Origin of the sequence: Corynebacterium matruchotii, from assembly GCF_011612265.2 — a bacterium.
In the GTDB taxonomy this organism is placed as follows: domain Bacteria; phylum Actinomycetota; class Actinomycetes; order Mycobacteriales; family Mycobacteriaceae; genus Corynebacterium; species Corynebacterium matruchotii.
This window is the reverse complement of sequence record NZ_CP050134.2, coordinates 897,576-910,241: the sequence shown is the minus strand read 5'-3', so window position 1 is coordinate 910,241 and position 12,666 is coordinate 897,576. Positions and strand designations below refer to the sequence as shown.

General features: G+C 61.5%; 14 protein-coding genes. All 14 read right to left on the bottom strand.

What is annotated here, in order from left to right:
- Positions 1-34 precede the first annotated feature (34 nt).
- The 14 genes from pyk to hisD all read right to left on the bottom strand — a co-directional run bounded on the left by pyk (position 35) and on the right by hisD (position 12,567).
- Positions 35-1,558, bottom strand: coding sequence for a pyruvate kinase (gene pyk, locus HBA49_RS04175; protein ID WP_005526356.1), 1,524 nt, complete (start codon positions 1,556-1,558; stop codon positions 35-37).
- Between the two features lie 177 nt (positions 1,559-1,735).
- Entirely contained in the window at positions 1,736-2,635 is a 900-nt protein-coding gene (gene lgt / locus HBA49_RS04170) for a prolipoprotein diacylglyceryl transferase (protein ID WP_225866009.1), read from the bottom strand.
- Positions 2,636-2,703: 68 nt separating this feature from the next.
- Positions 2,704-3,510 (bottom strand): indole-3-glycerol phosphate synthase TrpC, encoded by an 807-nt coding sequence (locus HBA49_RS04165; RefSeq protein ID WP_005525784.1) that lies wholly within the window; start codon positions 3,508-3,510, stop codon positions 2,704-2,706.
- Between the two features lie 176 nt (positions 3,511-3,686).
- Positions 3,687-4,400: a TIGR02234 family membrane protein gene (locus HBA49_RS04160; protein ID WP_005526543.1), complete on the bottom strand. Its 714-nt coding sequence runs from the start codon at positions 4,398-4,400 to the stop codon at positions 3,687-3,689.
- Positions 4,401-4,439: 39 nt separating this feature from the next.
- Positions 4,440-4,811, bottom strand: coding sequence for a phosphoribosyl-AMP cyclohydrolase (hisI, locus tag HBA49_RS04155; protein ID WP_081455683.1), 372 nt, complete (start codon positions 4,809-4,811; stop codon positions 4,440-4,442).
- Entirely contained in the window at positions 4,808-5,572 is a 765-nt protein-coding gene (gene hisF, locus HBA49_RS04150) for an imidazole glycerol phosphate synthase subunit HisF (RefSeq protein WP_005526281.1), read from the bottom strand. The genes hisI and hisF overlap by 4 nt, the downstream gene beginning before the upstream one ends.
- 5 nt (positions 5,573-5,577) lie before the next feature.
- On the bottom strand, positions 5,578-6,381 hold the full coding sequence (locus HBA49_RS04145) for an inositol monophosphatase family protein (protein ID WP_005525819.1): 804 nt from the start codon (positions 6,379-6,381) through the stop codon (positions 5,578-5,580).
- Entirely contained in the window at positions 6,378-7,106 is a 729-nt protein-coding gene (priA, locus tag HBA49_RS04140) for a bifunctional 1-(5-phosphoribosyl)-5-((5-phosphoribosylamino)methylideneamino)imidazole-4-carboxamide isomerase/phosphoribosylanthranilate isomerase PriA (protein ID WP_005525563.1), read from the bottom strand. The genes HBA49_RS04145 and priA overlap by 4 nt, the downstream gene beginning before the upstream one ends.
- A gap of 33 nt (positions 7,107-7,139) precedes the next feature.
- Positions 7,140-7,775: an imidazole glycerol phosphate synthase subunit HisH gene (hisH, locus tag HBA49_RS04135; protein WP_005525705.1), complete on the bottom strand. Its 636-nt coding sequence runs from the start codon at positions 7,773-7,775 to the stop codon at positions 7,140-7,142.
- 95 nt (positions 7,776-7,870) lie between these two features.
- A complete protein-coding gene (locus HBA49_RS04130) occupies positions 7,871-9,115 on the bottom strand; it encodes an MFS transporter (RefSeq protein WP_112767167.1) in 1,245 nt (414 codons plus the stop codon).
- Between the two features lie 80 nt (positions 9,116-9,195).
- Complete coding sequence (locus tag HBA49_RS04125; protein ID WP_005521878.1) at positions 9,196-9,393, bottom strand: hypothetical protein; 198 nt, start codon at positions 9,391-9,393, stop codon at positions 9,196-9,198.
- A 126-nt stretch (positions 9,394-9,519) separates the two neighbouring features.
- A complete protein-coding gene (gene hisB / locus HBA49_RS04120) occupies positions 9,520-10,155 on the bottom strand; it encodes an imidazoleglycerol-phosphate dehydratase HisB (protein WP_005525535.1) in 636 nt (211 codons plus the stop codon).
- A gap of 4 nt (positions 10,156-10,159) precedes the next feature.
- Positions 10,160-11,263 carry a histidinol-phosphate transaminase gene (locus tag HBA49_RS04115; RefSeq protein WP_005526527.1) on the bottom strand — a complete coding sequence of 368 codons (1,104 nt, stop codon included), beginning with the start codon at positions 11,261-11,263 and terminating at the stop codon, positions 10,160-10,162.
- Positions 11,260-12,567 carry a histidinol dehydrogenase gene (hisD, locus tag HBA49_RS04110; RefSeq protein ID WP_005526028.1) on the bottom strand — a complete coding sequence of 436 codons (1,308 nt, stop codon included), beginning with the start codon at positions 12,565-12,567 and terminating at the stop codon, positions 11,260-11,262. Before hisD ends, HBA49_RS04115 begins: the two co-directional genes overlap by 4 nt.
- Positions 12,568-12,666: the final 99 nt, after the last annotated feature.

Below are 12,666 nucleotides of genomic sequence, written 5' to 3'. Positions count from 1 at the left end.
GAGGGGGATTATTTGTATCTGGCCTAGCTAGTGGTTACTTCTCTTCTTCGGCTTTTTCTGCCTCCGCCCTGGCGCGTTGCAGGTTGGCCTCGGCCTCTTCCAGGCTCTTGGCGTGTTCCGCAGCAGCCAGCACCTCCGGCGGGGCGGTGGTTTCTTCACCCAAGAGGTGAACGTGAATCATGTTGGTGTTGCCGGAGATTCCGGGCGGGGTACCGGCCACAACCACCATCATGTCCTCCCGATTGTATTGCTCCATAGCCAATAGTTGATCGTCAATCTCGGCGAGCATATCGTCGGTGGATGGCATGGTCGGGGTGAGGAAGGTTTGGGCGCCCCACGTCAATGCAAGCTGGCTACGAACCGCCTGGTAGGGGGTGAACACCAAGAGTGGCAGCCGAGAACGCAGGCGGGCCACCCGCTTGGCGGTGTCGCCGGAGGAGGTGAAGGCCACCAGAGCCTTGGCATTGAGCCGCTCAGCAATGTCACGGGCGGAATAGGAGATCACGCCCCGCTTGGTGCGCGGAATATGCGCCAGCTCTGGGACCTTACCGTCGGTTTCGGCGAAGGTCACAATGCGGGACATGGTGCGCACCACGTTATGCGGGTCCACACCGACGGAAGTTTCCCCGGACAGCATGACCGCGTCCGCACCGTCGAGGACGGCGTTGGCCACGTCGGAAGCCTCGGCCCGGGTGGGACGGGAATTTTCGATCATGGAATCCAGCATTTGGGTGGCCACAATCACCGGCTTGGCGTTTTCCCGGGCGATTTGGATGGCGCGTTTTTGCACCAACGGCACCTGCTCCAATGGGCATTCCACACCCAGGTCACCGCGGGCCACCATGATGCCGTCGAAGGCAAGAATGATGGATTCCAGGGCCTCGACAGCCTCCGGCTTTTCCAGCTTGGCGATCACCGGAACCCGGCGACCCTCCTCATCCATGATCTGGTGCACCAGCTCCACGTCCTGCGGGGAGCGGACGAAAGACAGGGCGATGAAGTCCACACCTAGTTTCAGACCGAAGCGTAGGTCTTCGATGTCTTTTTCGCTCAGGGCTGGCACGGAAATATCCATGCCGGGCAGGGACACACCCTTGTTGTTAGAAACCGGGCCGCCCTCCACAACTTCACACACCACATCGTTGCCGTCGACTTCTTTGCAGACGAGCGCCACCTTGCCATCGTCAACCAGCAACCGGTCGCCGGGCTTGGCATCCTTGGCAAGATGCTTGTAGGTGGTAGACACACGATCATGGGTGCCTTCAACATCATCGACGGTGATACGGACCTCTTCTCCATCGGCCCAGAAGGTAGCGCCCTCGACGAACCGGCCGAGGCGAATCTTGGGGCCTTGTAGGTCGCCCAACACACCCACGGCGCGGCCAGTGGCATCGGTTGCTTCCCGCACCCATCGATAGTTCTGCTCGTGATCGGCGTGATCCCCGTGGGAGAAATTCATTCGGGCAACATCCATGCCATCTTGCACCAGGCGCAGAATGCCTTCCTGGCTGGCGACGGCCGGCCCCAATGTACAAACAATTTTTGTGCGACGTTCCATGCCTTAAACAGTAATCTTCTACTCGCAGTTCTGCGAGTACAACTAGGGAAAAACCCGGGTTTTTTGTTGTGTTTCACACTGTTAAACAATCGAGCTGCACGAAACAGGCCAACCAAACAGACATGACCAGGCATATCCCAACATAATCAGTTGAACGCGATTTGTGTCACACTCTCGCTATTTTTCGGCCGATTCCGGCTCTGAGCTCGTCGACAAGCTCACGCCACGCACCTCATCTTGCGTTTCTCGGCCGCGCTTCAGCAGGAAAAACACCACAACCGCAATGATAAACACCACAATCGACACAATGAAGTTAATGCGCAGCCCAAACACCATGGTCGCCGGGTCGGTCCGCATCGACTCGATGACCGTACGCCCCAGCGTGTAACCGGCCACATACAGGGCAAATACCCGACCGTGACCCAAAGTAAACTTGCGATCTACAAGAATCAGGAACCCAAAAACCAGCACATTCCACAGCAACTCATATAAGAATGTGGGGTGCACCACCTGCAATACCTCGCCGGTCGAGTGCCCAGTCACCGGGGCGTAATTCCCCAGCTCATCCACCCGATTGAAAATCTTCAGCCCCCACGGAACCGTGGTTTCCGCACCGAATAACTCTTGGTTAAACCAGTTACCCAACCGGCCGATCGCCTGCGCCAACACCACGGCCGGCGCCAGCGCGTCTGCAAACGGGGCAAAGGGAATCTTCTTAAACCGCAGGTAGGCATACACGCTCACGGTACCCAACACCACCGCACCCCAAATACCCAAACCGCCGTTGGTGATCTTCAACGCATCTACCGGATCACAGGTGCTGCAAAAATATTTATCGTAATCGGTCATCACATGGTAGAGTCGGCCACCAATAATGCCCGTGGGTACCGCCACAATGGCCGCATCCAACACGATTTCCCGCTCCCCACCGCGGGCCGCATATCGTTTCTGGCCGATCCACAACGCCACGATAATGCCCGCAATGATGCACAGCGCATAGGCACGAATGGGAACCGGGCCGAGGTGCCACACGCCTTGTGGCGGCGAGGGAATGAGGGCAAGAATTGTTTCAGTCACAAACAGCTCCTTCACTTGTTAACAACCACAATGATGGTAACAAGTGCCCAAAAACTGAAAAACCGCCGCTAACGCCGAGGACAGGCGGGGTGCTGTGCTGCGGCAGCCAACGACCGTGTGACAGATCGCACGGATTCGCCGGTCATCAATGGTTGCCCAACCACCACCGCATCAGCCCCACGGGCGGCAAACTCGTACAGCTCCGACGCATATCGCACCCCCGAAAGTGCGATCTTGACGACGGTGGCCGGCAGCCCCGGCGCGATTTCCGAAAACGCGATCCTGCCCTGGGCAACGGTCTGAAAATCCCGGGAGTTGACCCCAATGATGGTGGCGCCGGCCTGCATGGCCCGATCCGCCTCCTCGGGGTTGCGAATCTCGACCAGGGCCTGCATTCCTAGAGATTCCACCCTGTCGAGTAGGGATTCCAATTGGGCCTGGCCTAGGGTGTCTACCCGGAGGGGAATCATGTCGGCGCCGAAATAGCGGGCCTCGTGGATTTGGTAGGGTTCGACGATGAGATCCCGACAGAGTATGGGAACACCTACCGCGTGTCTCACGGCGGCCATTTCGGCAAGTGAACTGTGGAACCGTAACTGTTCGGTGTGGCAGGCGATGAGTGCAGCGCCACTTTGTTCAAAGGCCTGTGCGAGACGCACGGGATCGAGGGGGGTGGTGTGTATATGGAGTTCGGGCGTGGGATGTTTGACCTCGGCTATGAGTTTGCACCCGGGTTGCAGTAGCGCGGAACGCGCATCGCGGGGCGGCTCACAGTCGTGGGATTGTGCCTTGATGGCGCGGAAAGGCACAACTGATTCTCGTGCGGCAACGTTTTCCCGCACGCCCGCGATGATGGCATCGAAAACCGTAGTCACGAAAGAACCCACCAATCTTGTTTGTCGGCTGTGTCTGGTGTTCCAACAGTTTTAGGCTAACGCGTCAAAGTGCCAGTTCTAAAATTCGGTGGGTGCACCTCAAGAACCAATGAAAGATGGAAGAAAATAGTAATCTTGTCGTGCATTTGGGTGTTTACCCAGGTGGTGAGTGATTGTTATTGTGGCTTGTGATGCATTTGTGACTTATTGGCAGATTCGTCGGTGGGATCGTCGCCGGGGTCGTTGTTAGGGTCGGCTGTGGCGGCATCGTCGGTGGGGTCGATGTCGGCGTCGATGGCGTCCCAGAGCACCCGACCGGAATCCGGCTCCGCCGCCAGTTCCGCGGCGATATGTGCGGTCCGGCGCTGTTTGCGCTCGTATTGCGTGCGTTTGGGGCCGTCGACACCGGGATACGCTGCGAGGATTATCCCGCCGACCAGCCCGATGGCCGCACCAATGAGCGCCAGGACGACGGGGGGCGTGTTCACGTCGATCGCGGTGATCTGTGCCCAGGAGGTGAGTTGTGCCCCCTTGGTGGCGCTGGTGGTGTTGTTAGTACTGAGGATCGCCAGGGCCCGCTGCGCGTCAGGGGTTCCACCCACGAGGACTTGGAGGATAAACCAGCCACCAGCAGCCGCTACGACCGCCGCAAGCCCGCCGACGATGCGACGGCCTGCCTTGCGGAGGATGAGCCCGGCAATCGCGGCGGCAGCAAGCATAATGGCGGCGGCAATGAGCTCGGTGGACCACGATGCGCCATGGATGGTGACGGTTTTCGTCCCAGCTTTATCGTCGTCGGCGGTTACGGTCAGCCATGCCAGACGGGACGATACCCAGAGCACCACCGCACCGCCCGCTAACATCAGACTTGCTAATACTGATTTTTTCATATTTACCTTAGTGTCTCTGTGTGCTGTTTCCGACTGGGGTCATGCGAGTCGGTCTGCATCAAAACAAGTGCGGTCCCCGGTATGGCATGCGCCGCCTCGTTGGTACACCCGCAACAGGACGGTATCGCCATCACAGTCGAGCGATACGGACTCTACTTGTTGGGTGTGGCCACTAGTGGCACCCTTGATCCAATATTCTTGGCGGGAGCGCGAATAGTAGGTGCCGCGCCTGGTGGCGAGGGTGTAGGCCAGCGCGTGGTCATCCATCCAGGCGAGCATGAGTACCTCGCCGGTGTCGGCAGCCTGAGCGATGGCCGGCACGAGTCCCTGGTCGTTGAAGCGCACGCGGGCGGCGATGGCGGGATCGAGCTGGTAGGTTTCTGGGCTGTTTTGGTTCATAGACGGGTTCATCGACGCACCTCGTATCCGGCCTGGGCGAGGGAGGTTTTGACGTCCTCGATGGTTACTTCGCCGAAGTGGAAAATGGATGCGGCGAGGACAGCGTCGGCCCCGGCATTGATGGCTGGTGGGAAGTGGTCGGGTCGGCCGGCGCCCCCCGAGGCGATGATGGGGATAGTGACCGCGTCCCGGACTTTTGCGATGAGTTCCAGGTCGAAGCCGGCTTTGGTGCCGTCGCCGTCCATGGAGTTCAACAGGATTTCGCCCGCCCCTAATTCGGCGCCGCGGCGCGCCCAGTCGATGGCGTCAATGCCTGCCGATTTGCTGCCACCGTGGGTGGTGACTTCGAAGCCGGATGGTTGGCCTTGGGCGCGGCGGGCGTCGACGCTGAGCACAATGCATTGGGAGCCGAATCGGGCGGCGAGTTCCCGCAAAAGTTCGGGGCGGGCGATGGCGGAGGTATTGATGCTTACTTTGTCGGCACCGGCGCGAAGCAGCTGGTCGACATCGTCGACGCTGCGCACTCCCCCGCCGACGGTGAGTGGGATGAAGACCTGTTCGGCGGTGCGGCGCACCACATCAAGCATGGTGCCGCGGCCGGCGACGGAGGCGGACACGTCGAGGAAGGTGAGTTCGTCGGCCCCCTCCCGGTCGTAGCGGGCGGCGAGCTCCACTGGGTCGCCGGCGTCTTTCAGGCCGGTGAAATTGACTCCCTTGACCACGCGCCCGTTATCGACGTCGAGGCAGGGAATGACTCTGATTGCTACCGCCATGGTGGTTAGTGTCCTCCGGTTCGGATTGTGGTGAGTGTGGTCAAAATCGTTTCATGCGCCCGGGCGGTTCCCACGATTGCGCCGCGGCTGGTGTGGTCCCAGGGGTTGCCGTAGAGGTCGGTGACGGTGGCGCCGGCGGCCTGGCAGAGGAAGATGCCGGCGGCGTTGTCCCAAATGTTGGGGCTGAAGCTCACGGCGCCGCCGAAGATGCCGGCGGCGGTGTAGGCCAGGTCGATGCCGACGGACCCGGTGATGCGTGGGCGTAAATATGTTCGGGTTAATTCGACGAGGAGTCCGTGGCGCATGAGGTCGGGGAATTGGGCTTCGTTGCTTTCTGACGACCCAGAGATGGAGGAGAATCCCACGTGGGCGGCGACCTCGGGGCGCTCCGTGAGGGGCGGCTGCGGCACCCCGTTCTGGAAGAGTGGTGATCCGGCGTAGGCGCCGAATCGTTGGTTGATCATGGGCACGCTGGTGATGGCGAGCACCGGCATGCCGTCGGCAAGCAGGCTGATGAGGATGCAGCTCATGGGGTTGCCGGCGGCGAAATTAGCGGTCCCGTCAATGGGGTCGACCACCCAGGTGAGTTTCCCGCAGTCACCGCCGTATTCCTCCCCCAGCACTGGTATGCCGGTTTCGTGGATGAGTCGGCGGCGGAGGTATTGTTCGATGGCAAGGTCGACATCCGTGGCGAACTGGCCGGCGGCCTTCATGTGGGTGGGGTCGGCCCCCAACCCATCAATGAACATGCGTTCGATGTCGGTGAGGATGGTGAGCGCGATGCGGTAGAGCTCCCTGGCATCGGTCATAGTAGCGCCAACGCCTCGGGGAGGGTGAACCGGCCTTCGTAGAGGGCTTTGCCAATGATGGCGGAGTCGATGCCTTCGTCTTCGTATTTCGCCAGTTCGGTGATGTCCGAGAGTTGGGCGATGCCCCCGGATGCGACGATTTTCGCGTCAGTGGCCTGGGCCACTTCCCGAAGTAGGTCGATGTTGGGGCCGGCCAGGGTGCCGTCTTTAGACACGTCGGTGACGACGAAGCGTTGGCATCCTTGGGAGTCAAGGCGTTCCAGTATTTCCCACAGGTCGCCGCCGTCGCCCACCCAGCCGCGGCTGCGGGCCCGCCATTCGCCGTCGACAAGCAGTGCGGCGATATCGACCGCGATTTTGTCACCGTGGGTGGCTATTGCTTGGGCGATCCATTCGGGGTTTTCCAGGGCGGCGGTGCCAATGTTGACCCGCCGGGCGCCGGTGGCGAGGGCGCGCTCCAAGGTGGCGTCGTCGCGGATTCCGCCGGTGAGTTCCACATGAATGTCGAGTTGGGCGATGATGTCCGCCATGAGTTCGTGGTTGGATCCGCGGCCGAAGGCGGCATCAAGGTCAACGAAATGAAGCCAGGTCGCGCCGGCATTTTGCCAGGTTTTTGCGGCGTCGAGGGGGGAACCGTAGGACTTTTCGGTACCCGCCGCTCCTTGGTTGAGTCGCACCGCTTGACCGTCAACTACATCAACAGCGGGGAGGAGAGTAAAAGTCATAGCTTTAAAGTGTAGCGGGTGGGAACCGCTGGGTCAGAGTTGCGCTAACCAATTTTTGAGCAGTTCGGCGCCGGCATCACCGGATTTCTCGGGATGAAATTGGGTTGCCCACAATGGACCGTTTTCGACCGCGGCGACAAACCGGGCGGTTTGATGGGTGGCCCAGCTGACGAGCGGCGGCGTGGTGATGCCTTCCTCGGGAAACTCCCAGCGTTGAACGCCGTAGGAGTGCACGAAGTAAAAGCGGGTGCTTTCATCTATGCCCGCAAACATGGCGGAGCCGGGGGCGGCGTCAATGGTGTTCCATCCCATGTGGGGCAGAATGTCGGCGTCGAGGCGTTCGACCACGCCCGGCCATTCGCCGCAGCCGGCAGCGTCCTCCCCATGCTCGACCCCGTGTTCGAAAAGTATTTGCATTCCGACGCAAATCCCCATGACCGGCCTGGAGCCGGCGAGGCGTTCGCCAATAAGCCTGGGGCCGTTGATGGCCGTAAGGCCCCGCATGCAGGCAGCGAATGCGCCCACACCGGGGACGAGGAGCCCGTCGGCGGCGAGGACTTCGCGGGGGTCGTTGGTGATGGTGGCATCGGCGCCGACGCGGGCGAGGGCGCGGTGGGCGGATCGGAGATTACCGAAGCCGTAATCGAGGATGGCTACTGTGGTGGGCATAGACGGAGTTTCCTGGGTAATTTGTAGGTTTGCTTGTCGACGCCGCAACATGGGCGCGGGACGTTATCCACATAACCATTACCAAAGGACCAAGGTCAAAACACACTTTTCCCGCCGCGTGACAACGCCCGCCGGCGTCCCCGGCGGTCACCGATCTCGGCGATAACCCCAACGATGACCACAAGCGCGGACACCAGGAAAATCGCGGTATAGCCCTGCCATGCGGCAACCAGCCCCAAGAGGATCGCGCCGCTACCCGTGCCGGTGTCGAAGGCGGCGTTCCACACGGTGGAGGCCTGGCCGATTCGGCCCCGCGGTACTCGCATGAACATTTCCAGCATTGCCTCGGTAGACACAAACCCGAAACCACACCCGAACAAAGTTGCGAAAACAAGCAGCCAGCCGAGCGGTAATCCCCCCGATATAATCCCCACCATTCCCACGAGCGATGCTATGACTAACCCTTGGCCCACGAACATGAGCGACCCGGGTTTTCCCACCCGATCGGCCCACACCCCACACACATAGCGCGCAATCATTTGCGCGCCGCCAACCACCGCGAGCAGCAGACCCGCAAATGAGGCTCCCTGCACGGGATCTACATCCTTTACTGTTGCTGGCAAAAATGACGACAGTGCCCCATACCCCATCGCAACCGTGGTCATGGCGACGGCGGGGGCTGCCAGCACCCATACTGTCCCGCCCCGCAGTTTCTCCCTCATCCGCAATTGTTTTCGACCATGTTCTAGCGGTGGTTCGGGGCGGGAAATCACGGGTTCCGGGGCGGGGTTATGGATGAGCACCGCCAGCCCGGCGGCCACCAAGGCCACCAAGGCTCCGGCGATAAACACCACCGAATTGCCCACATGTTCGGACAGCCACAGGCCGGCCGGCAGCCCCACCATTTGGGCGGCACCGGTAAACAACCCGATGATTCCCGACGCCTTCCCCAGGGCTCCCGGCGGGGCGATGTGCGCCACCAGGGCAAACTGCGCCACGCAGAGGGAACCGAACCCCATGCCCCGCACCGCCGCCACCAGCAATAACGACGCGGTGTCCATGCTGACCAGATACCACAGGGTCGGCACTCCCAGCAAAAACGCGGCCGCCAACATGACACGCCGATAACCGTAGCGCCGAATGATGCGATTGGTCACCAATTGGGTGGCCACGGTCACAGCCATGAACACCATGGTGGTGGCGCCAGCCAAGGTGTCGCTGCCGGTAGTCAGGATCACAGCCAGGGGGATCACCGGCAGCATGAGCGAGAATGCCCCAAACGCAGCGGCGGTGGCGAAACTCAAGGCGGTGAACCCGGGAACCTCGGTAAACAGCTGCATCGTCGAGGTCACTGGATCAGCGGTACCAGCTAGGCCATCAGTGGTAGCGACGGTTTTCTTGGTATTATTCTCGACCGTCATCAGGCACGCATTTCCCCCACCATCCACAAGATGCCGGCGGCGGCCGCGATCCCGGCCAACACACCCAACACCACGGCAAACCCCCGAGAGCCGTTCTTATACACGGACCAAGTGCCGCCCGCCAACACACCGGCGATGAGGAACATGAGGTACACCAACCAATAGTTATTCCCCGAAGCGGCTTGCGCTACATACATAATCGTCACGGTTTCAACTGTGACACATTTCCCCGGAAATACCTAACGGCGTTCCCAAACCGGAAAACCCCACGAAACCACCGGTTTTCACCAGGGTTTCCGGCCGATTACGCTAGTCGATTATTGCTATAGGGCACCCTTGGTGGAGGGAATGCCGGTCACCTGCGGGTCTATATCGACCGCCGCCCGAATGGCCCGGGCCACCGCCTTGAACTCCGCCTCGGTGATATGGTGCGGGTCACGACCATAATGGCAGATCACATGCAGGGTGACGCGCGCATTCGTCGCCAATGATTCGAAAAAATGTTCGTTGATAACGGTGGCGTAGTGGCCGCCGATCACGGAGGTGAGCATGTGCTCCGGCTCGCCGCGCATCACATAATAGGGGCGGCCGGAAAAATCCACCACGGCCTCACACAGGGCCTCATCCATGGGGACGCTAAACGACCCGAAACGGCGAATCCCCTGTTTATCCCCAACAGCCTCGGCGAGCGCCTGCCCTAAGACAATGGCAACATCCTCCACCGTGTGATGCGCATCAATGTGCGTGTCCCCCTGGGCGTGCACCTTCAGATCGAAGGCGCCGTGGACACAGAATGCCGTGAGCATGTGGTCGAAGAAGGGAACACCTGTGTTAATGTTGCTTTTCCCGGAACCATCCAGGTTAATGGTGACGGTGATGTCGGATTCGCTGGTGGTTCGGGACACGGTGGCCGTGCGGGCGGCCGGGGTGGGGCCGGTGAGTGTCGTGGTGTCTGTCATGGTGTTAGTGTCCTTTCGGTAGGAGATGTGTTGCGGCATTGCGTGCGGCGGCGAGGAACGCATCGTTTTCGTTGGGCAGGCCGATCGTTACCCGCAGGTAGCCGGGCACGCCCACGTCACGGATGAGCACGCCCTGATCCAGGAACTGCTGCCACACGACGTGTTGGTCGGCGAACGTGCCAAAGAACAGGAAGTTTGATTCGCTCGGCACCACGAAAAACCCTAGATCCTGCAGTGCGGCCTGCACGCGCTTGCGTTCGTCGATAAGCGCGGCAACTGTGGCCAGGGTGTCGGCGCTGTGCCGTAGTGCCACCCGGGCAACCGCCTGCGACAGCGTGGACAGGTGGTATGGCAACCGCACCAGCATGACCGCATCCACGAACGCGGGGTCGGCCACGAAATAGCCCAATCGGCCGCCGGCGAAATCGAACGCCTTACTCATTGTGCGCGATACCACCAGCTTAGCGGGGTAATCCGCCAGGAGCGTGACCGCGGACGGCGAGTCGGAAAACTCCGCATACGCCTCGTCTACAATCACAATGCCCGGCGCGGCGTCGAGAATCCGGGTGATGGTGTCGAGGGGAGTAACGTCTCCGGTGGGATTGTTGGGGGTGGCGATGAAAACGATGTCGGGTTGATGGTCGGCGATGGCCGTCAGGGCCGCCTGGGGGTCGATGCGGAAGTCGGCGCCGCGGGGGCAGTCGACGAAGGTGGTGCCGGTGCCGTGCGCCAATATGGGGTGCATGGAGTAGCTGGGTTGGAAGCCCAAGGCGGTGCGACCTGGCCCACCGAAGATTTGCAGGAGCTGCTGGAGGACCTCGTTGGAGCCGTTGGCGGCCCACAGGTTAGCGCAGGTGACGGTGACACCGGTGCGGTCGGTGATGTAGGCAGCGAGGTCGGTGCGCAGCGCGGTGCAGTCCCGGTCGGGGTAGCGGTTGAGGTCGGCGGCGTGCGTTTCGACGTGGCGGAGCAGGTCGGCGATGAGCGCTGGGGAGGGTGAATAGGGGTTTTCGTTGGTGTTGAGTCGGACGGGTACGTTTAGTTGGGGCGCGCCGTAGGGGGTTTCGGTGCGGAATTCGGGTCGGATGGGGAGGTTGAGATAGTTCATGCGAGGTCCTCGAAGCGGGCGCGGATGGCTTCGCCATGGGCGGGGAGGTCTTCCGCGTCGGCGAAGGTGATGACGGTGGTGGAGATTTCCTTGAGGGCGGGTTCGTCATATTCGATGAGGTTGACGGGCCGGAGGAAGGTGTGGGTGGACAGGCCGGCACTGAACCGGGCGGTGCCACTGGTGGGGAGCACATGGTTGGAGCCGGCGGAGTAGTCGCCGAGTGGCACGGGGCTGAAGCCGCCGACGAAGATGGCACCAGCGTTGGTGATGTGGGCGGCGACGGCGCGGGCGTTGATGGTGTGAATTTCTAGGTGTTCGGCGGCGTAGGCGTTGGCCACGGTGATGGCGGCGTTGAGGTCGTCGACGAGCACAATGCCGGATTGGGGTCCGGTGAGGGCTTGGGCTACCCGGTCGGCGTTGCGGGTGACGCGGTAGCGGGCGGCGACCTCGCGGTTGACGGCCTCGGCGAGCGTGGCGGAGGGGGTGATGAGCACGCTGGCGGCCATGATATCGTGTTCGGCCTGGCTGATGAGGTCGTAGGCGACCCAGACTGGGTCGGCGGTGTCGTCGGCGAGGATGGCGATTTCGGTGGGGCCGGCTTCGGAGTCGATGCCGACCACGCCACGGACGAGGCGTTTCGCGGCGGTGACGTAGATATTGCCGGGGCCGGTAATCATGTCGACGGGTTCGAGGTTGGTGTCACCATAGGCCATGAGCGCGACGGCTTGGGCGCCGCCGATGGCCCACACCTCGGTGACGCCGAGGAGGCCGCAGGCGGCGAGGATGGTGGGGTGGGGCCAACCGTTGTGGTCGGCCTGGGGTGGGGATGCCACGACGAGGGAGGTGACGCCGGCTTCTTGGGCGGGCACCACGTTCATGATGACGGAGGATGGGTAGACGGCATTGCCGCCGGGAACGTAGAGGCCGACGCGGGCGATGGGTTGGAAGATTTCGGTGACGGTGCCGCCGGCGGTGAGTTCGGTGGTGTGGGGTTGGGGTTTTTGGTCAGCGTGGACGGCGCGAACGCGGGCGATGGATTCTTCCAAGGCGGCCCGCAGGTCGGGGTCGAGATCGGCGACGGCTTGGTCGATAACGGTGCTGGGAACCTGGAGGCTCTCGGGTCGTACGTGGTCGAATTGTTCCCCGTAGTCGAGTGCCGCCGACACGCCGTGGTCCCGAATGGCGGTGACCACGGGGGTGACTGTGGGTAGGACCGCGTCCACGTCTACCCCGCCTCGGGGTAGGGTACGGCGTAATTCACTGGTGGTGAGGGGTTTTTGTTGGAGGTTGATGAGGTTGAGCACTGGTGACCTTCCCGTGGATGTTTGGGGCCGCATGGGGCATAAATTTAGCAGTTCGTTAGCTAGTTTAGGCATATTGTGGTGGTAGGGACAATATCCACC